Genomic DNA, 20,795 nt, shown 5'->3' with positions numbered 1-20,795 from the left:
AACCATGAAGGTCCATCTCGACCGCACGCTCTGCGACGGCTTCGGCGTCTGCGCCAAGCATGCGCCGCAATACTTCTCGCTCGACGACTGGGGATACGCGTGCCTGATCGGCGACGGCACCGTCCCCGAAGCCGACCGCGACGCGGTCCTGCGCGCGCTGATGGACTGCCCCGCGCACGCCATCATGGAGATGGACGAACGTCGGCCCGACGACGTGCCGGAACCGACCGCGCACGTCGACGAGGATCCCGCCGCGCACCTGAGAACCGAAGACAACGAAGCCGAGTGGGGTTTCACCCGTTGACACCGCGCCCGGCGCCTCTGGTCACCCCGGAGAACGAATTCTTCTGGACGTCGGGGGCCGACGGGACGCTGCGGCTGCAGCACTGCCGGGCCTGCGAATCGCTGATCCACCCGCCCGCGCCGGTGTGCCGGTACTGCCGCTCGCGGGACATCGGGGTGCGCGCCGTGTCCGGCAAGGCGACGCTCGCCGGGTTCACCGTGAACCACCGCTTCAGCCTGCCCGGGCTGCCGGCGCCGTACGTGGTCGCCCAGGTCGCCATCGCCGAGGACCCGCGCGTGCGCCTGACCACCAACATCGTCGACTGCGACCCCGGCGATCTCGAACTCGGCCAGCAGGTCGAGGTGGTCTTCGAACGGGCCGAGGACGCCTGGTTGCCGCTGTTCCGGCCCGTGCCCGGCCAGAGCGGCCCCATGCCCGCCGACGAGATCGCGCCCGAGCGCTTCGGCGAACACGTCCGCCCCATGCTGACCGCCGACAAGTTCGAGGACAAGGTCGCGCTCACCGGCATCGGCATGTCGCCGATCGGGCGCCGGCTGATGCAGCCACCGCTGGCGCTGACCGTGCAGGCCTGCGAGGCCGCGATCGCCGACGCCGGGCTGACGTTCGCCGACATCGACGGCCTGTCAACCTATCCCGGGGGCGGCAACCTCGGCGGGTTCGGCGAGGGCGGGGTGACCGCGCTGGAGGCCGCGCTGGGAATCCGCCCCACCTGGCACAACGGCGGGATCGAAACGTTCGGCCCCGGCGGATCGGTGATCGCCGCGATGCTCGCCGTCGCCACCGGGCTGGCCCGCCACGTGCTGTGCTTCCGGACGCTGTGGGAGGCCACGCACAACGAGCTGATGAAGCAGGGCAAGATCGGCGGCTCGATGGGTCGTCCTGCCGGGTGGATGTTCCCGTTCGGTGCGACGTCGGCGGCGCACACCCTGGCGATGAACGCCCAGCGGCATTTCCACCGTTACGGCACGACGAAAGAGACGCTGGGCTGGATCGCGCTGAACCAGCGGGCCAACGCCGAACTCAATCCCACTGCGGTGTACCGGTCGCCGATGACGATGGACGACTACCTGAACGCGCGGCCCATCACGACACCGTTCGGCCTCTACGACTGCGACGTGCCCTGCGACGCCTCCGTCGCGGTGATCGTCTCGGCCGTTGATGCGGCCCGCGACATGCCCAAGCCGCCGGTGTTGGTGGAGGCGGTGGGAACCCAGATCATCGAGCGGATCGACTGGGATCAAAGCACGTTGACCCACGAGCCGCAGGTGCTGGGCCAGGCCGCGCACGTGTGGACCCGCACCTCGCTGCGACCCGCCGACGTCGATGTCGCCGAGCTCTACGACGGCTTCACGATGAACTGCCTGTCCTGGATCGAGGCGCTGGGCTTCTGCGAAATCGGCGGCGCCAGGGACTTTTTGGACGGCGGCAAGAACATCGCCCGCGACGGCCTGTTGCCGCTCAACACCCACGGCGGTCAGCTCTCCCACGGGCGCACCCACGGCATGGGCCTGTTGCACGAAGCGATCACCCAGCTGCGCGGCGAGGCCGGCGATCGGCAGGTCGCCGACGCCCGCGTCGGCGTGGTGAGCAGCGGGGGCCTGACCCCCAGCGGCGTGCTGCTGCTGCGGTCCGACGCATGAACGCCCCGGCGGTCCGCCCCCGGCTGGTGATCGCCGGCGGCGTGCCGATGTCCGCACTGGTCGCCGAGCCCACGGACACCGAAGCGCCCCGGGCCGTCATCGTGGCAATTCACGGCGGGGGCACCACCGCAACGTATTTCGACTGCCCCGGCCACCCGTCGCTGTCGCTCCTGCGGACCGGCGCGGCGGCCGGGTTCACGGTGGTGGCCATCGACCGCCCCGGCTACGGCAGCTCCGGCCCGTACCCGGAGGCCATGGCCCGGCCCGAGCAACGGGTCGACCTCGCCTACGGCACGGTCGACCGCATTCTCGGTGACCGGCCACGCGGCGCCGGGCTGTTCGTCATGGCCCATTCGGGCGGGTGCGAGCTGGCGATGCGGATGGGCGCCGACGAGCGCGGCGCCGATCTGCTGGGCATCGAATTGGCGGGCACCGGACGGCGCTACCACAGCGCGGCCCGGGAGATCCTCAAAGTGGCCACCCGGGAACGCCGACCCGCGGGGCTGCGCGACCTGCTGTGGCAGCCCGAGGAGCTGTATCCGCCCGAGGTGCTGGGCGGCGCCACGGTTTCCCCCACGGCCCCGGCCTACGAAGACCAGATGGTGTCGGACTGGGCCCGCCAAGACTTCCCGGCGCTGGCGCCCGCGGTGCGCGTCCCGGTGCACTTCAGCATCGCCGAGCACGAGAAGGTCTGGCAGAACGACGATTCGGCGATGGCCGACATCGCCGCGCTGTTCTCCGGAACGCCGCGGTTCGCCGTGCACAGGCAGCCCGACGCGGGACACAACATGAGCCTCGGTTACACCGCAGCCGACTACCACGCGAACGTGTTGTCGTTCGTGGACGAGTGCGTGGCCGCGGCCGCAGGCTCGAGCGTGCAGCCAGCCTCACGTTCTTCCGAGCCCGACGCCGAAGGCGCCCGATGAAGGTCGGCTTCATCGGATTGGGCAGCCAGGGCGCTCCGATGGCCCGGCGGATCATCGAGGGCGGCTACCCGACCACCCTGTGGGCGCGCAGGCCCGCCACCCTCGAGCAGTTCGCCGACACGCCCGCGCAGCACGCCGGGTCGCCGGCCGAACTGGCCGCGGCCAGCGACCTGGTCTGCCTCTGCGTCGTCGGCGACGCCGACGTCGAGGAGATCACCCGCGGCGAGGGCGGCGTGCTGGCCGCGATGCACCCCGGCAGCGTCATCGCCATCCACAGCACGGTGCACCCCGGCACCTGCCGAAGCCTCGCGAAGAGGGCCGAGCCGCAGGGAGTTTCGGTGATCGACGCGCCGGTCAGCGGTGGCGGCCCGGCCGCCGCGGAGGGCCGGCTGCTGCTGATGGCCGGTGGTGACGCCGATGTGGTCGACCGCTGCCGTCCCGTCTTCGAAACGTACGCAGACCCGGTCGTTCACCTCGGCGAGCTGGGTTCCGGCCAGACGACCAAGCTGCTCAACAACTTGCTGTTCACCGCCAACCTGGGCACCGCCGCCACGGCCCTTTCGCTGGCCGCCGCGCTCGGCGTCGACCCCGAGCGCCTGGCCGAAGTCGTCGGCCGCAGCAGCGGAAACAGCTTTGCGCTCAACGTGATCGGCGGCATTGGCGGTCTGGAGCGACTCGCCGACGTCGCCGGTGGACTCCTGCAGAAGGACGTCCGGCTCGTCGTCGACCTCGCCGAGCGGGCGGGGGCCAGCGCCGGTGCGGTGCTCGATGCGGCCGATGCCACGCTGGCGTTGATGGGCAACCCCCGATGACGGCGCCGTGAAAATCGGCTTCGTCGGCGCGGGGCGAATGGGACGGCCGATGGTGAGCCGGCTGCTCGCGGCCGGGCACGAGGTTCGCGCCGTTGGCCGGACCGCCGAAAAGCGGGGCCAGCTGGCGCAACTGGGCGCAATTCCGGTCGCCCAGGTCGACGAGGCCGGCAGCCAGGCCGGCATCGTGATCGTCTGCGTCTTCACCGACGACCAGGTGCGGCAGGTATGCCTCGGCGGTGAGTTGCCGGGTTGCATGCCGCCCGGTTCGGCGCTGGTGGTGCACACCACGGCGAGCCCGGCGACCATCGATGCCATCGCGGCGCGCGCCGACGGGATCGACGTCGTCGACGCCGCCGTCAGCGGGGGCCCGCACGACGTTGCGGCCGGGACGCTGACGCTGTTCGTGGGCGGTTCCGACGACGCGGTGGCGCGCGTGCGGCCGGTGCTGAGTTGCTATGGCGATCCGGTGCTGCACGTCGGGCCGCGCGGGGTTGGGCTGAAGGTGAAGCTCGTGAACAACGCCCTGTTCGCGGGTCAGCTCGGGTTGCTCGCGGAGGCCGTCCGGCTGGGCAAGCGGCTGGGCGTGCCGGAGTCGGCGCTGCTGGCCGCGCTGCCGCACGGCAGCGCGACGAGCCGTGTCCTTCACCTGGTGGCGGCCCGGGAGTCGGTCGAGTCGTTCATCGAGACGACCGGCGACTTCGTGGGCAAGGACGTTGCGGTCGTCCGCCGCGTCGCCGCGGAACTCGGCGGCGATCTCGGCGCGCTGGACGACGTCATCGGCGCCATCGACGTGGCCGGCCGGGTCTGAGATGGCCGCGTTTTGGTCCTTCCCGGTTCGTCCCGAAGCCGCTACCGTTAGCGTTACAGTCCGCGGGCTCGCTGTAACGGTTTCAGCCCGCCCCCGCCGCTGAGGAGATTTAAGTGACAAAACCGAAGGTCGTCTTCGACCCGTTCTCGGAGGAGTACTTCAACAACCCCTTCGACATCTACCGCCGGATGCGCGAGGAGACCCCGCTCTACTACGACGAGAAGGAGGACTTTTACGCGCTGACCCGCCACGAGGACGTCGCGGCCGCGTTCAAGGACTTCGAGACCTACTCGTCGGCGCGCGGATGCGACCTGGCGATGGTGCGCAAGGGCATCTCCCCCGAGCAGAAGTCGATCATCTTCATGGACCCGCCGGAGCACCGGCACATGCGCAGCCTGCTCAACAAGGCATTCACCCCGAGGGCGGTCCAGTCGCAGCGCGAAACCGTCATCGAGGTGATCGACAAGTACCTGGGCGCCGCGGACCCCGACAAATTCGACGTCGTCCAGGACTTCTCCGGGCCGTTCCCGGTCGAGGTCATCACCAGGATGGCCGGGGTGCCGGAAGAGTACCGCCAGCAGGTCCGGCACTGGATCGACACCAGCCTGCACCGCGAGCCGGGCCAGATCGAGATCACCGAGGCCGGAATGCAGGCCAACATCGACACCGCCATGTACTACTTCGGCCTGGTCCAGCAGCGGCGCGAAGACCCGCAGGACGACATGATCAGCAGGCTGATCGCCGCAGAGATCCCCGGCGAGGACGGTCAGCTGCGCAAGCTCGACGACATCGAAATCACCGGATTCGCCACACTTTTGGGCGGTGCGGGCGCCGAGACCGTGACCAAGCTGCTCGGCAACGCGGCGGTGATCTTCGCGCGTCACCCCGAGCAGTGGCAGAAGTTGCTCGACGACCCCGGCAAGGTCCCGGGTGCGGTCGAAGAACTTCTGCGCTACGAAGGACCCGTTCAGTACAACGTCCGCTACACCCTCAAGGAGGCGCACGTCAGCGGCGGCGTGATCCCGCCGGGCAAGCCGGTGTTCCTGATCGGCGCCTCGGCGAACCGCGATTCGGATGCCTTCACCGACGGCGACACGTTCGACATCGAGCGCGACCAGACCGAGGCGCAGCACCTCGGTCTGGGCTACGGCATCCACAGTTGCCTCGGCGCGGCGCTGGCCCGCATGGAAAGCCGGATCGCTCTGGAAAAGCTGCTGGAATTCATGCCACGCTACGAAGTGGAATGGGACCGCCTGGAACGCGTCCACATGCAAAACGTGGCCGGCTGGCACACGGTACCCGTCAAAGTGCTTCGGTAAGGGGGCCGGTGATGAGAATCGACGTCGACTGGGAGCTGTGCGAAAGCAACGCCGTGTGCATGGGCATCCTCCCGGAGGTCTTTCAGGTGGGGGACGACGACATGCTGACCGTCTTGAACCCCGAAGTCACCCCGGAGAATGAGCATCAGGTCCGCGAAGCGGTCCGGCAGTGCCCGCGGCAGGCCATCTCCATCGTCGACTAGCGGCCCGCCAAGGCCGCAACCGCTCGATCAGAGCCCGGCGACGATGACCGCGTTGCAGTCGGCGGCGGCCTGCCGCAGTTTGGCCGCCTTCTGGTAGGCCTCGGACTCGTACCACGCGCGGGCCGCGTCCACCGATTCGAATTCGAGCACGACGGTCTGGTTGCCGTGCCAGCTGCCCTCGATGACCTCGGGTGCGGTGTCCACCGCGAGGATGGTGGCGCCCTGCATTGCGTTCATCGCGGCCTTGCCGTAGGCCTTCATGCCCTCGGGATCTTTGATCGCCTCGGTGAGGATGACATATCCCTTCGCCACTGACAATCTCCTCGCTCGCGGGTGTTCGATCAGGACTCGGCGATGGCCTGCTCCGGGCAGCAGTCGATCGCCTCCCGGGTGGCCACCTCCGATTCGGTTGGCACGTCGGCGGTTATCGCGACGGCGTAGCCGTCGTCGGTCAGGCTGAACACTTCCGGGCACAGCGTGACGCACACGCCGTGACCCCGACAGCGCTGATCGTCGACGGAAACTCTCATGCCGGCGTGAACTCCAGGTGCAGCTCGGTCAGCCCACGCAGGATGTAGGTCGGAACGTATTGGTAGCGGCGGTCATTCGCCGGCCCGTGAACGCGTTCGTCGATCCTGATGTCCGAAGTCCGGTCGAGCAGCCGCTCGATCGCCACCCGGGTCTCGGCACGCGCCAGCGGGGCGCCGGGGCAGCTGTGGATGCCCCGGCCGAACGAGATGTGCTGGCGGGCGTTCTTTCGGGTGAGATCGAACGTCGTCGGGTCCTCGAACCGGCGCGGGTCACGGTTGGCGGCCGCCTGAACGACCATGACCGTGGTACCGGCCGGCAGCTCAACCCCGCCCACATTGACCGGCACCCGGTTCAGCCGGAAGTCACCCTTGACCGGGCTCTCGATGCGCAGCGCCTCTTCGATGAAGTTGGGAATGAGGCTGCGGTCCTTGCGCAACTGCTGCTGGATGTCCGGGCGTTCCGCGATGGTCTGCAACGCGGCGCCGAGCAACCGCACGGTCGTCTCCTGGCCCGCCGAGAACACGTTGCTGGCAACGCGCGCAACGTCTTCGACGTCCGGGACCGAGCCGTCGGGGAACGTGGCGGTGGCCAGGCCGGTCAGCACGTCGTCGCGCGGCTCCCGGCGGCGGTCCCGGACATAATCGGCGAACGTCCCGTACAGGAATTCCAGCGGGCTGTGCGCCAGCGACTTCTCGCCGGTACCGCCGACGCCACCTCCGGCGTGCCGGTGGATGTTCTTGACGAACTGGTCGCGGTCTTCGTCGGGGACACCCAGCAGGTCGGCGATCACCAGCAGCGTGAAGGGCCCCGCGAAGCCCTTGATGAAATCGCCCTCGCCGGGCGCCAGGAAGTCGTCGAGCACCCGGTCGGCGAGCAGCCACATGGCGTCCTCGTTCTCCTTGAGGCGCTTGGGGGTGATGAGCCGCATCAGCAGGGCCCGGTGGTTGGTGTGCGTCGGTGGGTCGAGGGTCGGCAACTGGTCGCTGAACGGCAGTTCGTCGCGATGCTCCTCGATGAGCTCGGTGATGTCGGAGAGGCCCTCGACCGGCACCGGAAAGCCGGGGAACGGCCCGGTCACCGAGATGCACGACGAGAAGGTCTCGGCATCGTTCAGCACGGTGCAGGCCTCGTCCCAGCCGGTCACCATGGTGACGCCGTGATGGCTCTCCCGGGTCACCGGACATTGCCGGCGCAGGGCCTCGTAGTACGGGTAGGGGTCCTCGACGAGCCGTTTATCCCGGAAGAAGTCCATTTCGGCGAAGTCGTTCCCCATCTCCTACTCCTCGGATCTCGGCTGGTGAGAATGTGCCTCTCGCAGATGAGTATTACATTTCCACACTTGCGTGCCGGCCGCAACGACGTGTCGAGGGGCGGGCGGGCAGCCCGCCCGGCTGCCGACCGGGGCTAGCCCGCCGGGACCAGATCGGCGGCGACCGACGGGCAGGACATGAGCCCGCTGCGGAAGATCTCCACGCCGCCGACCGAGCCGTGCGGAACCTCCGCGGCGGCCAGCGCCCGGCCCTTGAAGATCTGCGCCGCCATGCTGAGCCGGTGCTGCACCAGTCCCACGCTGCCGTCCAATTCCACCGGCCAGTCCTCGCCCCACAGGGTGACCTCGGTGACGCCGTGGTCGAGGGCCTGCGACACGCCCTGACGCACCCGCACATCGCAGCCGAACAGGTCGGCCGCCGCCGCGAGGGCCTGGGGCTTGGGTCCCTGCCCCGCCGAGAGCAACGCGTCTTCGAGGTCCACGACGCGGGCGCCCAGGATCTGTAGGGGCCGGCGGTTGGAACAGTCCGCCAGCAGCACCGAGACGTCCCATCCCGCCATCGCCCGGTCGAACAGCCAGCCGCCGGCGAACTTCACGACGTCGACCACGCCGGCGGCGACGACGTGGAGCCGGTATCTCACGTCATCGGCCTCGTCGGGGGCGGCGCGAAGTCCCGCGCCAGTGTCTCCGCGTACTGCTTGAACACATCGGTCAGCGGTATCGAAGGGTCGAGCAACCATGTCGTTTCCATTCCGTGGACAAAGGCGAGGATTTCAATTGCCTTGATGGCGGGGTCTATGTCGGCGCGGTAGCGGCCTTCGGCCTGACCGCGACGAATCAAATCGGCGACGATGTCGGTCGCGGCCCGGTGCCTGGCCAGCATCCGGTCGTGCAGCGGCGCGTCGGGCAGGATGTTTTCGGCCAGCAGGACGGTGAACGTTCCCATCAGCTCGGGCGCGCGGGCGAACCGGTCGGCGACCTGCACGACCTGCCCCACGAGATCACCGGTTCGATCTGCGTGGAGGTCGTCATCGAGGTCGCGCGCGTCGAGCACCGCGTGCAGCAGCTGTTCCTTGGATTCGAAGTGATGCAGCAGCCCCGCCGGGGTGACCCCTGCCTCGCCGGCGATCTGGGCGAGGGTGGTGTTGCGCCACCCGTTGCGCGCGAGGAGACGCTGCGCGACCTCGAGGATCCGCTGTTTACGGTCCTCGCCCTTGGCGAGCAGGGTGTCGTATCGCCGAGTGTCCGGCACCGGGCTCCTTCGCGCAGCTCCAACCTACTGAACACACAGTAGGTTGGTTTGCCGCCGACGACAAGCGCCAAAGTTCACCGCGGATCGTTTCGGCCCTAACCCACCAGTTCGACCAGGGTGGCGTTGGCCGTGCCGCCGCCCTCGCACATGGTCTGCAGGCCGTACCGGATGCCGTTGTCGCGCATGTGGTGCACCATGCGCGTCATCAGCACGGCGCCGGAGGCGCCCAGCGGATGCCCGAGGGCGATCGCGCCACCCAGCGGGTTCAGCCGGCGCTCGTCCGCCCCGGTCTCGGCCACCCACGCCAGCGGGACGGGCGCGAACGCCTCGTTGACCTCGTAGACCCCGACCTCGGAAAGCGGCACGCCGGCCTTCTTCAGCACCTTTTCGGTGGCCGGGATCGGTCCGGTGAGCATGAGGATCGGGTCGGCCCCCGTCACAGCCCCCGCCTGGTAGCGGACGATCGGGGACAACCCGAGCTCCACCGCCATCTCCGAGGTGGTCACCAGCAGCGCGGCCGCGCCGTCGGAGATCTGCGAGGAGTTGCCCGCGTGGATCACGCCGTCCTCGACGAACGCCGGTTTGAGCGCGGCGAGCTTCTCGACGCTGGAGCCGCGCCGGACACCCTCGTCGGCGGCGACGACGTTCCCGTCGTCGGCGAAGACCGGGACGATCTGGTCGGTGAAGGCGCCGGCGTCCTGCGCGGCGGCGGCCCGCTCGTGTGATTGCGCGGAGTATTCGTCCAACCGGCGGCGGGAGAAGTTCCACTTCTTGGCGATCATCTCCGCGGACAATCCCTGGTTGAACGAGAAACCGTCATAGCGCGCAAGGACTTTCGGGCCATACGGCATGCCGGTCGCCCGGGCGGCCCCGAGCGGAACCCGGCTCATCACCTCCACGCCGCCGGCCACCACCACGTCCTGCTGGCCCGACATCACGGCGTGCACCGCGAAATCGAGAGCCTGCTGGCTGGAGCCGCACGCCCTGTTGACCGTGGTGCCCGGGATGCTTTCCGGCCAGCCGGCGGCCAGGACGGCGTAGCGCCCGATGTTGCTCGACTGGTCGCCGACCTGGGAGACGCAACCCCAGATGACGTCGTCGACGATGTCGGGAGCAAGCCCGGTTCGTTCCAGCAGTTCATTGAGCACGACGGCGGACAGGTCGGCGGCGTGCATGCCCGAGAGCCCGCCGTTTCGCTTGCCGACCGCCGTGCGCACCGCCTCGACGATGACTGTCTCACGCATTGATGCACTCCGATCGCTGGGCGGGGACGCCGGACCCCCAAAATTACGACGACGTCGCAACGAGCGCACCCTCGGCACCGGGCATTCCCGGCGACATCAGTAGCTCCTCGGCAATTTCAGCGCGTGCGACCCCAGGAAGTTCAAGATCATCTCCTGGCTCACCGGCGCGATCTTCATCAGCCGCGCCTCGCGGAAGTACCGGGCCACGTGGTACTCCTCGGAGTAACCCATTCCGCCGTGGGTTTGCAGCGCGCGGTCGGCCGCGGTGAACCCGGCGTCGGCGCACAGGTACTTCGCGGTATTCGCTTCGCGCCCACACGGTTTGCCGTTGTCGTAGAGCCAGGTGGCCTTGCGCAGCATGAGCTCGGCGGAGTCCAGCCGGGCCAGCGAGTCCGCGAGGGGGAACTGGATGCCCTGGTTCATCCCGATCGGGCGGCCGAAGACCTCGCGCTCGTTGGCGTACTTCACCGCCTTGTCGAGCGCCACCCTGCCGATGCCCAGCGCCTCGGCGGCGATGAGCATCCGCTCCGGGTTCAGCCCGTCGAGGATGTACTCGAATCCCTTGCCCTCGTCCCCTATGCGGTCCTCGACCGGAACCTCGAGGTTGTCGATGAACAACTCGTTGGAACTGACCGCATTTCGGCCCATCTTGCGGATGGGCCGGATGTCGACCCGGCTGCGGTCCAGATCGGTGAGGAACAGCGTCATCCCGTCGGTCTTCTTGGCGACTTCGTCATACGACTGGGTGCGTGTCAGCAGCAGGATCTTGTCGGACTCCATCGCCTTGGAGATCCACACCTTGCGCCCGTTGACGATGTAGCGATCCCCGTCGCGCTTGGCGAAGGTGGTGATCCGGGAGGTGTCCAGGCCGGCGCCGGGCTCGGTCACGCCGAAGCACACATGGATCTCACCGGTCGCGACGCTGGGCAACGTGCGCGCCTTGAGCTCGTCGGAGCCGTGCACCACCACCGGCTGCATCCCGAAGATCGACAGGTGAATGGAACTGGCCGCGTTCATGCCGCCGCCGGATTTGGCGATCTCCTCGAGCAGGATCGTGGCTTCGGTGATTCCGAGGCCGTGGCCACCGTATTCGGTGGGGATCGTCATGCCCAGCCAGCCGCCGTCGGCAATGGCGCGGTAGAACTCGGTGGGAAATTCGTGCGCCTGGTCTTTTTCCATCCAGTACTGGTCGTCGAACTTGCGCGCGAGTTCGGCCACCGACCGACGGATCAACTCCTGGTCGTCGGTCAGCTCGAAGTTCATTCCGTCGCCGGGCACTGCGGGGTCTCCTTCAATCGGTTACAGGCACCGGCGCGGCGGTCAGTCCGTGTTGCCGGTAAGGGCTTTCGCGTTGGCCGCGAACTCCGCGAACGACGAGCCACCCCGGGAGTCCTTGTCGTGGCCCTGCGCCTTGATGGACACGTCATGCCCCTCGGCGGCCTTGCGGAGCGCACCCACGGTCGCCTGTTCGCGCGAGATGTGGGTGAACGGGTCGAACGAGTACCAGCGCATGGCGTTCTCGTAGGTCATCTTGTGGATCTCGTCGTCGGGAACGTTGTTGATGGACAAGACGTCCCACAGTTCTTCCGGCGCACCGGGCCACATCGAGTCGCTGTGCGGGTAGTCGGCCTCCCAGGCGATGTTGTCGATGCCGATCATGTTGCGCAGCTGCACTCCCACCTTGTCGCTGATGAAGCAGGTCAGGAAGTGCTCGCGGAAGACGTCGCTGGGCAGCTTGCCGCCGAAGTTCTGGTGGGTCCACGAGGAGTGCATCTCGAACGTGCGGTCGGCCCGCTCCAGGAAGTAGGGGATCCACCCGGTCCCGCCCTCGGACAGCGCGATCTTCAGGTCGGGGTACTGCTTGATGGGCCTGGACCACAGCAGGTCCGCGGCCGCCTGCACGATGTTCATCGGCTGCAGCGTGATCATCACGTCCATGGGCGCGTCGGGCGCCGTGATGGCGAGCCTCCCCGAGGATCCGATGTGCACGTTCATCACGGTGTTGGTGTCGCACAACGCCTTCCACAGCGGCTCCCAGTACTCGTTGTGGAAGCTGGGGTAGCCCATCGCGGCCGGGTTCTCGGTGAAGGTCAGCGCGTGCACGCCCTTCTTGGACACGCGGCGGACCTCGGCGGCACACGCCTCGGCATCCCAGATCACCGGGATGGCCATCGGGATGAACCGCGCGGGGTATGCCCCGCACCACTCGTCGATGTGCCAGTCGTTGTACGCCTGCACCAGCGAGATCGAGAACTCGTGGTCGTCGGTGGCGAACAGCCGCCCGGCGAAGCCGGGGAACGACGGGAAGCAGATCGAGGCCAGGATGCCGCCGGCGTTCATGTCCTTGATCCGCTCGTCCACGTTGTAGCAACCGGGGCGGATCTCATCGAGCCCGGTGGGCTCGATCCCGTACTCCTCCTTGGGACGGCCGGCGACCGCGTTGAGCGCAACGTTGGGGATCACCGTGTCCCGGAACTTCCACATGTCCGAGCCGTCCGGGTTGTGCACCAGCCGGGGGGCGTCGTCCAGGTACTTCTTGGGCAGATGATTCTTGAACATGTCCGGCGGCTCGACGGTGTGGTCGTCGACGCTGATCAGGATCATGTCTTCTTTGTTCATGGCGTTGCCTCTCCGTACCTCTCCATCGATATCCACCCGCCTCCACACAGCCTACGAACGCCGCGCAGTCGAAATCCCTGGTTGAAAACTATCTTCTCGCGAAGCGAGAATCAACATCCAGCGGCGGCCGCGGGGAATCGCAGCGTTCGCGCCGCGGCGTCGATTTTTCTTCCGAGAGGGCGGATGCGGCGCCAGAAAGGCCAGCGTTTCGCGCTTGTCGGGACCGATCCGGCGATGCCGCCGGCGCAGGCGGGCCCGACGTCGACCGTGGATTCGCCGCGGTCCCGCCGCGGCGCCGCGCGCGCTCGCGGCATTCGCCGGCATTGACCTGCCGCGCGAATCGTGCAAGTCTGTTGGTTGCAAATGAGAATATGATTCTCTTTCCGCGAGAGTCATCGCCAGCCCGCCGAGAGGAGATCGCGGATGCGTGTGCGGCCGCTGCCCGCGGACCAGTGGGACGAGGCTGTCGAGCAGGCATTGTCGGGCATGCTGCCCCCGGAACGACGCAACGCCGACGGCGCCGGCAACCTCATGTCGACGCTGGCGCGTCACCCCAAGCTGGCCCGCTCGTTCCTGCGGTTCGGCGGTTACCTGCTGATGAGCTCCACGCTGCCGGCGCGCATCCGCGAGCAGGCGATCCTCCGGGTCGCGCACCGGCGCGCCTGCGCCTACGAGTGGACCCACCACGTGGAGATCGCGAAACAAGCCGGGTTGTCCGACGCCGAGATCGCGGCCGCCAAGACCGGCGAGACGGACGACGCGTTCGACCGCGCCGTGTTCACGGCCGTCGACGAACTCGATGAATCGTCCAACCTGTCCGACGGGACCTGGACGGCACTGTCCGAGCGGCTCGACGAGCGGCAGCGCATGGACTTCGTCTTCACCGTCGGCGGCTACATCGGACTCGCGATGGCCCTGAACACCTTCGGTGTCGAGCTCGAGAAAGAGAGGTAACGACGTGGCCCACTTCCCGAAGCCAGCCGCTGGGAGCTGGACGGAGAACTACCCCGAATTGGGCACCGGGCCGGTGGATTACACCGACTCGATCGACCCGGAATTTTTCGAGGCCGAGCGTGCCGCGATCTTCAGACGAACGTGGCTCAACCTCGGTCGAGTCGAACGCCTGCCGCGCACCGGCAGCTACTTCACCAAGGAACTGCCGTCGGCCGGGCCGGGCATGTCCGTGATCGTGGTCAAGACCAAGGACGGCTCGGTGAAGGCGTTCCACAACATCTGCCGCCACCGCGGAAACAAGCTGGTGTGGAACGACTTTCCGCATGAGGAGACCTCGGGCACCTGCCGGCAGTTCACCTGCAAGTACCACGCCTGGCGCTACAGCCTCGACGGCGAACTGACCTTCGTCCAGCAAGAGGACGAGTTCTTCGACCTCGACAAGGGCAAGTACGGGCTGGCGCCGGTCCGCTGCGAGGTGTGGGAAGGATTCATCTTCATCAACTTCGACAACAGCGCGGCGCCGCTCACCGACTATCTGGGGCCGCTGGCCAAGGGCATCGAGGGCTACCCCTTCGGCGAGATGACGGAGACCTACTCCTACCGGGCCGAGGTCGGCAGCAACTGGAAGCTGTTCATCGACGCGTTCGTCGAGTTCTACCACGCGCCGATCCTGCACCAGGGGCAGTACACCAAGGAAGAAGCCGCCAAGATCCAGAAGTACGGCTACGAGGCGCTGCACTACGAGATGGCCAGCCCGCACAGCCTGCAGTCCACCTGGGGCGGTCAGGCGCCGCCCGCGGACCTGTCCATGGTCAAGCCGTTGGACCGGGTGTTACGCAGCGGGCTGTTCGGCCCGTGGGACAAACCGGAGATCATCGAGAAGCTCGGCGAACTGCCCCCGGGCGTCAACCCGAAGAGGGTGCCGCAGTGGGGAATCGACTCGTTCCACTTCTACCCGAACTTCATGCTGCTGATCTGGGAGCCGGGCTGGTACCTGACCTACCACTACTGGCCCACCGCGGTGGACAAGCACATCTTCGAGTGCACCCTGTATTTCGTTCCGCCGCGCAATGCGCGCGAACGCCTGGCCCAGGAGTTGGCCGCGGTGACGTTCAAGGAGTACGCGCTGCAGGACGCCAACACGCTGGAGGCGACCCAGACGATGATCGGCACGAGGGTCGTCAAGGACTTCTTGCTGTGCGATCAGGAAGTCCTGATTCGCCATCTGCACAAGGTGACCGGCGACTATGTAAAGGAGTATCAGGACAATGGCCACCACGACACAGTCTCTGCCCGCTGAATTCGCCGACCTGGAGCCCTATTTGGGGTGGGACCTGGCCACCGAGCCCGAGCGCTACGCCAAGCGGCTGGCCTCGACGATGGCCGAGATGCAGGAGTTCTACGACGCCGCATTCCCCCGTTTGGACGACGTCATCGCCTACTGTGACAACTACCCGTTGGACGATCTGCCCGAGGACGCGAAGACGCTGATGCACATGATGCAGTCGCTGGTCATGGTGTCGTTCCCGATCGAGGCCTGGAAGCAGCCCCGGGTGCCCGACAGCGGGGCCGCCTGGGTGGAGCTGATCAGGGAGCCGGTGATCTAACCGGTGCTGACGCTCAAGGCCGCCGGGCTGCTCGACGTCGACGCCGGTGAGATCGTGCGGCCCGGGATCGTGTGCGTGGAGGGCGACCGGATCGTCGGCGTCGGCGGCGCGCCCGACGGCGACGTGATCGACCTGGGCGAGGCGATCCTGCTGCCCGGGCTGATGGACATGGAGGTCAACCTCCTGATGGGCGGGCGCGGCGAGAAGCCGGGCCTGTCCCAGGTCCAGGACGACCCCCCGACTCGGGTCTTGCGCGCGATCGGCAATGCCCGTCGCACGCTGCGCGCGGGGTTCACCACCGTGCGCAACCTCGGCCTGTTCGTCAAGACCGGCGGCTACCTGCTCGACGTCGCGCTGGGCAAGGCCATCGACGCGGGCTGGGTCGACGGGCCCCGGATCGTGCCGGCCGGGCATGCCATCACCCCCACCGGTGGGCATCTGGACCCGACGATGTTCGCGGCGTTCGCCCCGCACGTGCTGGATCTGACGGTCGAGGAAGGCATCGCCAACGGCGTCGACGAGATCCGCAAGGCGGTGCGCTACCAGATCAAGCACGGCGCCGAGCTGATCAAGGTGTGCTGCTCCGGCGGTGTGATGTCGCTGACGGGACCGCCTGGGGCGCAACACTATTCGGACGAAGAGCTGCGGGCTATCGTCGACGAGGCGCACCGCCGGGGTCTCCGCGTCGCGGCGCACACCCACGGCGCCGACGCGGTCCGGCACGCGGTCGCCGCCGGCATCGACTGCATCGAGCACGGCTTCCTGATCGACGACGATGCGATCGCCATGCTGGTCGAGCACGGCACCTTCCTGGTCAGCACCCGGCGCCTGGCCGACGGCGATGCGATGGACGTCTCACACGCCCCACCCGAGCTGCAGGCCAAGGCCGCCGAGATGTTCCCCAAGGCGCGCACCTCGATCCTGGCCGCGTACAAAGCCGGCGTGAAGATCGCCGTGGGAACCGATGCCCCGGCGATACCGCACGGCCGCAACGCCGACGAGCTCGTCACGCTGGTCGACTGGGGCCTGCCGCCGTTGGCGGTGCTGCGGGCCGCCACGGTGACCGCGGCCGAGCTGATCAACTCGACCGACCGCGGACGGCTGGCTCCCGGGCACCTCGCCGACATCATCGCGGTTCCGGGAGATCCGTTGCGCGACATCACCGTTACCCAGCGGGTCGGCTTCGTGATGAAAGGCGGCAAGGTGTATGCCCACCAGAACTGACGATCTGGTCGAGATCCAGCAGTTGCTCGCCCGCTACGCGGTCACCATCACCCAGGAGGACATCGACGGCCTCGTGGGCGTCTTCACCCCTGACGGCACCTACAGCGCATTCGGCGAGACGTACAGCCTGGGCCGCTTCCCCGAGCTGGTGGCCGCCGCGCCAAAGGGCCTGTTCCTCACCGGAACCGCGGTCGTCGAGCTGGACGGGGATTCGGCGAGCGGAACGCAACCGCTGTGCTTCATCGACCACGCCACCCACGACATGCGGATCGGCTACTATCGCGACACCTACGTCCGGACCGCCGACGGGTGGCGGCTCAAGACGCGCGGCATGACGTTCATCCGCCGCAGCGGTGTTCACGATTCCGGGCGTCCGCACGCCATCGGGCGCCCAGCGGGTGACACGGGCGTCAAGGGCGTCACGCGGGCGACGGGGGGCGAGCAATAGCCGAGCCCGTGAACGTCGAGCGGTTCCGGGCGAGCCTGCGGGCCTGGCTCGACGACAACGACCTGACTCCCGGACCGGATCACTCGCTGCAGGGCCACATGCGGCAATTCGCGCGGGTGAGCCGGGCACTGTATGACGCCGACTGGATGCGCTACGGCTGGCCGGCGGAAGTCGGCGGTTTGGGCGGGCCTGCGGTCCTGCGCGCGATCGTGGGCGAGGAGGTCGTGGGCCGGCGCCTGGCCGAGCCCGGCCCGTACTCGATGCTCGAGGTGCTCGCCCCCACGATGATCGATTACGCCCCCGCCGAACTCGCGGCCGACATGGTGCCGCGGCTGCTCAGCGGGGAAGAGCACTGGTGCCAGGGCTTTTCGGAACCCGGGTCCGGTAGCGACCTGGCCTCGCTCACCACCCGCGCGGAGCCCCGCGGGCAGGACTGGATTGTCAACGGACAGAAAGTCTGGACGAGTTTCGCGCAATTTTCGACCCGATGCATCCTGCTCACGCGAACCGGGCCCGGGCACGGGCCCGGGCACGAAGGGATCACCGCGTTCTTCGTCGACCTCGACACGCCGGGCATCACCGTGCGGCCGCTGCGAACGATGCACGGCGTCGACGAGTTCTGCGAGGTCTACTACGACGACGTGGTGATCCCGGGCGGCCGCATGCTCGGCAGACCGGGAGACGGCTGGCGGTTGGCCATGGACCTGCTGCCCTACGAGCGCTCCGCGTGCTTCTGGCAGCGGATCGCCTACCTGTACTCGCGGTTCGACGCACTGATCGGCGAGGCCGTCGACCCTGACGAAAGCTGCCTGGGTGAAGCGTATTTGGCGCTGCACACGCTGCGCTGCCGGTCCCGCGACACCCAGCACCGGCTGGCCGACGGCGCTCGCCTGGGCGCGGACACCTCCATCGACAAGGTGCTGCTGGCCACCGCCGAGCAACGGCTCTACGACGCCGTCCGCGAGCTGCTGCCGGGCTCACTCGAGCTGCGGGACACCCCCTGGCGCTCGGAGTATCTGTACTCGCGCGCGGCGACCATCTACGGCGGCACCGCCGAGATCCAGCGCAACATCATCGCCCGCCGGCTGCTCGACCTGGGCAAGGAGTGACGGTGACCCCCTCCGCCGACGCCGAGTCGCTGCGGCTGCTGGCCGAATCGGTGCGGACGACGATGGCCGGCGCCTGCGGCACCGAACTGGACGCCGCGCTGGCCGAGCTGGGCTGGCTCGACATGCTGCAGGAAATGCCGGACGCCGCAGTCCCTTTGGTGTTCGGGCTGCTCGGTCAGACCGGCACTCACGCCCCGGTCCTCAACGACGTCATGTTGCACGCCTCGGGAGGTGTGCCCGGGGGCACCCTGCCGTTGCCGTTCACCGGCGGCGCCTGGGTGAAATGGGAGCGCGGCGAGGTGTCCGGCACGGCGATCGACGACGAGCTGCCGATACAGACTGTGCCCCGGGCTGATCCAGTGCGACCGGAGGCGCTGGCGGCGGGACGACTGGCACTGGGCTGGTGGCTGGTGGGAACCAGCCGGGCCATGCTCTCGCTGGCGCGTCAGCACGCGCTGGACCGTGTGCAGTTCGGGCGGCGCATCAGCTCCTTCCAGGCGGTCCGCCATCGGTTGGCCGAGACGCTCGTCGCGATCGAGGGCGCCGAGGCCACCCTGCACGCCGCCACCGGCGAGCCGGACCACCTGGCATGCCTGCTGGCCAAGGCCGCGGCCGGTGCGGCCGCGCTGACCGGCGCGCGGCATTGCCAGCAGGTGCTGGGTGGTATCGGCTTCACCGCCGAGCACCCGCTGCACCGCCATGTGAAGCGGGCGCTGACCCTGGACGGCCTGCTGGGCAGCACTCGGGAGCTGACACGGGAGGCCGGAAAGACGTTGCGGGCCAAGGGCTACGCGCCGCGGCTGGCGCAATTGTGACCGGCCCTTCGCGGCCCGCCGGCAGCCCCTCGAGTCACTGGAGTCACCGCACGGTCGCCGACGGCTTTCCGCCCGCCTCATAGCGACAATTGGCTGTCGCGACGACGTTGTCGCCACGAGGCCGGCGCATCGGCACGTGATACGGAGCCGTGACGCATGGGTTCCAGCGTCGCCGCGCCCCTCGTCGACGCACCGACGTAAGCTCGTCGTGCCACCACGAGGACGGAATGCCATGACCCGATCGGATTCGCCGCGTAACGAGGTCGGCGTCGCCGCGCTGATCCTTGGGATTACCGCGGTGTGCACCTGCTGGCTGCTGGTCGGGGTGCCCTTCGGAGTGGCCGCCGTGGTCACCGGCGACATGGCGCGCAGGCGGGTGCAGCGCGGAGTGGCCGACAATCCCCGAATCGCGCTGGCGGCAATGGTTTTAGGCGTGGTGGCGATTGTCGCGGGCCTGCTCGCCATCGGCTATTACGCCCGGCTCGACGCCCGCTAGCTCCGCGGCATGCCGAGCACCCGCTCGGCGATGATGTTGCGCTGGATCTCCGACGTGCCGCCCGCGATCGTCGCCGCGAAGCTGCGCGCGTATCGGTCGAACCAGCTGCGGTAATGGCTGTCCAGGTTGAGCGGCGCGAACGGGGCCGTGACCGACCGGTGTACGAGACCGTCGGCGCCAGCGGCGTTGAGTGCGTCCTCGGAAGCCCGTTGCAGCGCCTCGGAACCCAGCAGTTTGAGCACCGACTGCGCCGGGACGTCTTCCTCCCCGCGAGCGGCGCTCGCCAGGGCCGCCGAACCCAGCAGCCGCAGCGCGTAGGTGTCCATCACCAGCGTCGCGTAGCGATCCCGCTGCAGTGGACCAGACGGCGCGAAATCGATCGTGAGCTCGTGCAATAAGTCGACGTAGCCCGTCCACAGCATGATGCGTTCGTGGCCCAGGGAACCGGTGGCCACCCGCCAGCCCCCGTTGAGCTCGCCCACCAGGTTCTCCGCCGGCACCCGCACGTCGGTGAAGAAGACCTCGTTGAAGTCGATCTCGTCGCTGTCGCAGATCGAAGCGAACGGGCGGCGCAGGACCCCCGGTGCGTCGGTGGGGATCATCAACGCACTGATGCCCTTGTGCTTCGGCGCGGCCGGATCGGTACGCACGAAGGTCAACAGCACGTCCGCGTCGTGCGCGCCCGAGGTCCAGACCTTTTGCCCGTTGACGACAAAGTGGTCGCCGTCCAGGGCGGCACTGGTTTTCAGCGAGGCCAGATCCGAGCCCGCGCCGGGTTCGCTCATCCCCAGCGACGCGGTGATCTCCGCCCGCAGAATGGGCACCGCCCATCGCCGCTTCTGCTCCGGCGTGCCGAATGTCAGCAACGACGCCGCGATGATGCCCACGCCCTGGGGGTTGAAGCTTTGGTAGATGCGTCGCCGCCCCAGTTCCTCGGTGTAGACGTATTGCTGCAACAGCGTGGCGTTACGCCCACCGAACTCCGGTGGATTCCCGGGCAGCAGCCACCCACTGTCGAAGAGCAGTCGTTGCCAGCGACGCGCCCACTCCGGCACATCGGAACTGGACCGCGGCCGCTCGAGCGTCTCGGCCTCGGGGGGCACATGCTCGTCGAGAAACGCCACCAGTTCCGCACGAAACGCCTCGACGTCGGCGTCAAAAGTCAGCTGCACAACACTCCCGTGGTCACCGGCGTGCGCGGCCGGGCGAGTAGA

Annotated in this window: 24 protein-coding genes; 15 read left to right on the top strand and 9 right to left on the bottom strand. The window is 68.2% G+C overall.

Going from position 1 to position 20,795, the window contains the following annotated elements; genetic code table 11:
- Window positions 1-4 precede the first annotated feature (4 nt).
- The 7 genes from BN971_RS13510 to BN971_RS13480 all read left to right on the top strand — a co-directional run bounded on the left by BN971_RS13510 (window position 5) and on the right by BN971_RS13480 (window position 6,012).
- Window positions 5-304: a ferredoxin gene (locus tag BN971_RS13510; RefSeq protein ID WP_085182834.1), complete on the top strand. Its 300-nt coding sequence runs from the start codon at window positions 5-7 to the stop codon at window positions 302-304.
- Window positions 301-1,944, top strand: a complete 1,644-nt coding sequence (locus BN971_RS13505; RefSeq protein ID WP_085182835.1) for a thiolase C-terminal domain-containing protein — start codon at window positions 301-303, stop codon at window positions 1,942-1,944. Before BN971_RS13510 ends, BN971_RS13505 begins: the two co-directional genes overlap by 4 nt.
- Window positions 1,941-2,870, top strand: a complete 930-nt coding sequence (locus tag BN971_RS13500; RefSeq protein ID WP_085182530.1) for an alpha/beta hydrolase — start codon at window positions 1,941-1,943, stop codon at window positions 2,868-2,870. Before BN971_RS13505 ends, BN971_RS13500 begins: the two co-directional genes overlap by 4 nt.
- Window positions 2,867-3,682, top strand: coding sequence for an NAD(P)-dependent oxidoreductase (locus BN971_RS13495; RefSeq protein ID WP_085182531.1), 816 nt, complete (start codon window positions 2,867-2,869; stop codon window positions 3,680-3,682). The genes BN971_RS13500 and BN971_RS13495 overlap by 4 nt, the downstream gene beginning before the upstream one ends.
- A 7-nt stretch (window positions 3,683-3,689) precedes the next feature.
- On the top strand, window positions 3,690-4,490 hold the full coding sequence (locus tag BN971_RS13490; RefSeq protein ID WP_085182532.1) for an NAD(P)-dependent oxidoreductase: 801 nt from the start codon (window positions 3,690-3,692) through the stop codon (window positions 4,488-4,490).
- A gap of 113 nt (window positions 4,491-4,603) precedes the next feature.
- Window positions 4,604-5,809 (top strand): cytochrome P450, encoded by a 1,206-nt coding sequence (locus BN971_RS13485; protein WP_085182533.1) that lies wholly within the window; start codon window positions 4,604-4,606, stop codon window positions 5,807-5,809.
- Between the two features lie 11 nt (window positions 5,810-5,820).
- Complete coding sequence (locus BN971_RS13480; protein WP_085182534.1) at window positions 5,821-6,012, top strand: ferredoxin; 192 nt, start codon at window positions 5,821-5,823, stop codon at window positions 6,010-6,012.
- 27 nt (window positions 6,013-6,039) lie between these two features.
- On the opposite strand, the gene BN971_RS13475 is transcribed toward BN971_RS13480, so the two are convergent.
- From BN971_RS13475 to BN971_RS13440, 8 genes are all read right to left on the bottom strand, one after another.
- Window positions 6,040-6,324, bottom strand: coding sequence for a DUF1330 domain-containing protein (locus BN971_RS13475; RefSeq protein ID WP_085182535.1), 285 nt, complete (start codon window positions 6,322-6,324; stop codon window positions 6,040-6,042).
- A 29-nt stretch (window positions 6,325-6,353) separates the two neighbouring features.
- A complete protein-coding gene (locus BN971_RS13470) occupies window positions 6,354-6,542 on the bottom strand; it encodes a ferredoxin (RefSeq protein ID WP_085182536.1) in 189 nt (62 codons plus the stop codon).
- Entirely contained in the window at window positions 6,539-7,816 is a 1,278-nt protein-coding gene (locus tag BN971_RS13465) for a cytochrome P450 (protein ID WP_085182537.1), read from the bottom strand. The genes BN971_RS13470 and BN971_RS13465 overlap by 4 nt, the downstream gene beginning before the upstream one ends.
- A gap of 131 nt (window positions 7,817-7,947) precedes the next feature.
- On the bottom strand, window positions 7,948-8,454 hold the full coding sequence (locus BN971_RS13460; protein ID WP_085182538.1) for a hypothetical protein: 507 nt from the start codon (window positions 8,452-8,454) through the stop codon (window positions 7,948-7,950).
- Window positions 8,451-9,065: a TetR/AcrR family transcriptional regulator gene (locus BN971_RS13455; RefSeq protein WP_085182539.1), complete on the bottom strand. Its 615-nt coding sequence runs from the start codon at window positions 9,063-9,065 to the stop codon at window positions 8,451-8,453. The genes BN971_RS13460 and BN971_RS13455 overlap by 4 nt, the downstream gene beginning before the upstream one ends.
- 95 nt (window positions 9,066-9,160) lie before the next feature.
- Window positions 9,161-10,309 carry a thiolase family protein gene (locus BN971_RS13450; RefSeq protein ID WP_085182540.1) on the bottom strand — a complete coding sequence of 383 codons (1,149 nt, stop codon included), beginning with the start codon at window positions 10,307-10,309 and terminating at the stop codon, window positions 9,161-9,163.
- Window positions 10,310-10,405: 96 nt separating this feature from the next.
- Window positions 10,406-11,572: an acyl-CoA dehydrogenase family protein gene (locus BN971_RS13445; protein WP_085182541.1), complete on the bottom strand. Its 1,167-nt coding sequence runs from the start codon at window positions 11,570-11,572 to the stop codon at window positions 10,406-10,408.
- A gap of 57 nt (window positions 11,573-11,629) precedes the next feature.
- Window positions 11,630-12,928 carry an amidohydrolase family protein gene (locus BN971_RS13440; RefSeq protein ID WP_085182542.1) on the bottom strand — a complete coding sequence of 433 codons (1,299 nt, stop codon included), beginning with the start codon at window positions 12,926-12,928 and terminating at the stop codon, window positions 11,630-11,632.
- A gap of 423 nt (window positions 12,929-13,351) precedes the next feature.
- Here BN971_RS13440 and BN971_RS13435 point away from each other — a divergent pair, with 423 nt between their 5' ends.
- From BN971_RS13435 to BN971_RS13400, 8 genes are all read left to right on the top strand, one after another.
- Window positions 13,352-13,882 (top strand): carboxymuconolactone decarboxylase family protein, encoded by a 531-nt coding sequence (locus BN971_RS13435; RefSeq protein ID WP_085182543.1) that lies wholly within the window; start codon window positions 13,352-13,354, stop codon window positions 13,880-13,882.
- Between the two features lie 4 nt (window positions 13,883-13,886).
- Window positions 13,887-15,182, top strand: coding sequence for an aromatic ring-hydroxylating oxygenase subunit alpha (locus BN971_RS13430; protein ID WP_085182544.1), 1,296 nt, complete (start codon window positions 13,887-13,889; stop codon window positions 15,180-15,182).
- Window positions 15,151-15,489, top strand: coding sequence for a hypothetical protein (locus tag BN971_RS13425; RefSeq protein WP_085182545.1), 339 nt, complete (start codon window positions 15,151-15,153; stop codon window positions 15,487-15,489). The genes BN971_RS13430 and BN971_RS13425 overlap by 32 nt, the downstream gene beginning before the upstream one ends.
- A 3-nt stretch (window positions 15,490-15,492) precedes the next feature.
- Window positions 15,493-16,713 carry a metal-dependent hydrolase family protein gene (locus BN971_RS13420; protein WP_085182546.1) on the top strand — a complete coding sequence of 407 codons (1,221 nt, stop codon included), beginning with the start codon at window positions 15,493-15,495 and terminating at the stop codon, window positions 16,711-16,713.
- Window positions 16,697-17,161, top strand: a complete 465-nt coding sequence (locus BN971_RS13415; RefSeq protein WP_085182547.1) for a nuclear transport factor 2 family protein — start codon at window positions 16,697-16,699, stop codon at window positions 17,159-17,161. Before BN971_RS13420 ends, BN971_RS13415 begins: the two co-directional genes overlap by 17 nt.
- An 8-nt stretch (window positions 17,162-17,169) precedes the next feature.
- On the top strand, window positions 17,170-18,270 hold the full coding sequence (locus tag BN971_RS13410) for an acyl-CoA dehydrogenase family protein (RefSeq protein ID WP_085182548.1): 1,101 nt from the start codon (window positions 17,170-17,172) through the stop codon (window positions 18,268-18,270).
- Window positions 18,271-18,272: 2 nt separating this feature from the next.
- Window positions 18,273-19,085, top strand: coding sequence for an acyl-CoA dehydrogenase family protein (locus BN971_RS13405; protein ID WP_170322154.1), 813 nt, complete (start codon window positions 18,273-18,275; stop codon window positions 19,083-19,085).
- Window positions 19,086-19,317: 232 nt separating this feature from the next.
- Complete coding sequence (locus tag BN971_RS13400; protein ID WP_085182549.1) at window positions 19,318-19,581, top strand: DUF4190 domain-containing protein; 264 nt, start codon at window positions 19,318-19,320, stop codon at window positions 19,579-19,581.
- Here the strand turns inward: BN971_RS13400 and BN971_RS13395 are convergent.
- The gene (locus tag BN971_RS13395) at window positions 19,578-20,753 is read right to left on the bottom strand and encodes an acyl-CoA dehydrogenase family protein (protein WP_085182550.1); all 1,176 of its coding nucleotides are present in this window, start codon (window positions 20,751-20,753) and stop codon (window positions 19,578-19,580) included. The two genes, BN971_RS13400 and BN971_RS13395, sit on opposite strands and share 4 nt — an antisense overlap.
- Between the last annotated feature and the right edge of the window lie 42 nt (window positions 20,754-20,795).

This window comes from Mycobacterium bohemicum DSM 44277, from assembly GCF_001053185.1.
Classification (GTDB): domain Bacteria; phylum Actinomycetota; class Actinomycetes; order Mycobacteriales; family Mycobacteriaceae; genus Mycobacterium; species Mycobacterium bohemicum.
The sequence above is the reverse complement of the archived record's forward strand: the minus strand, read 5'-3'. Positions and strand labels throughout refer to the sequence as shown.

Coding starts and splice junctions, on each gene's coding strand:
- BN971_RS13510 (WP_085182834.1), top strand. CDS start 5: ATGAAGGTCCATCTCGACCGCACGCTCTGCGACGGCTTCGGCGTCTGC.
- BN971_RS13500 (WP_085182530.1), top strand. CDS start 1,941: ATGAACGCCCCGGCGGTCCGCCCCCGGCTGGTGATCGCCGGCGGCGTG.
- BN971_RS13495 (WP_085182531.1), top strand. CDS start 2,867: ATGAAGGTCGGCTTCATCGGATTGGGCAGCCAGGGCGCTCCGATGGCC.
- BN971_RS13480 (WP_085182534.1), top strand. CDS start 5,821: ATGAGAATCGACGTCGACTGGGAGCTGTGCGAAAGCAACGCCGTGTGC.
- BN971_RS13470 (WP_085182536.1), bottom strand. CDS start 6,542: ATGAGAGTTTCCGTCGACGATCAGCGCTGTCGGGGTCACGGCGTGTGC.
- BN971_RS13465 (WP_085182537.1), bottom strand. CDS start 7,816: ATGGGGAACGACTTCGCCGAAATGGACTTCTTCCGGGATAAACGGCTC.
- BN971_RS13450 (WP_085182540.1), bottom strand. CDS start 10,309: ATGCGTGAGACAGTCATCGTCGAGGCGGTGCGCACGGCGGTCGGCAAG.
- BN971_RS13445 (WP_085182541.1), bottom strand. CDS start 11,572: ATGAACTTCGAGCTGACCGACGACCAGGAGTTGATCCGTCGGTCGGTG.
- BN971_RS13440 (WP_085182542.1), bottom strand. CDS start 12,928: ATGAACAAAGAAGACATGATCCTGATCAGCGTCGACGACCACACCGTC.
- BN971_RS13435 (WP_085182543.1), top strand. CDS start 13,352: ATGCGTGTGCGGCCGCTGCCCGCGGACCAGTGGGACGAGGCTGTCGAG.
- BN971_RS13425 (WP_085182545.1), top strand. CDS start 15,151: ATGGCCACCACGACACAGTCTCTGCCCGCTGAATTCGCCGACCTGGAG.
- BN971_RS13415 (WP_085182547.1), top strand. CDS start 16,697: ATGCCCACCAGAACTGACGATCTGGTCGAGATCCAGCAGTTGCTCGCC.
- BN971_RS13400 (WP_085182549.1), top strand. CDS start 19,318: ATGACCCGATCGGATTCGCCGCGTAACGAGGTCGGCGTCGCCGCGCTG.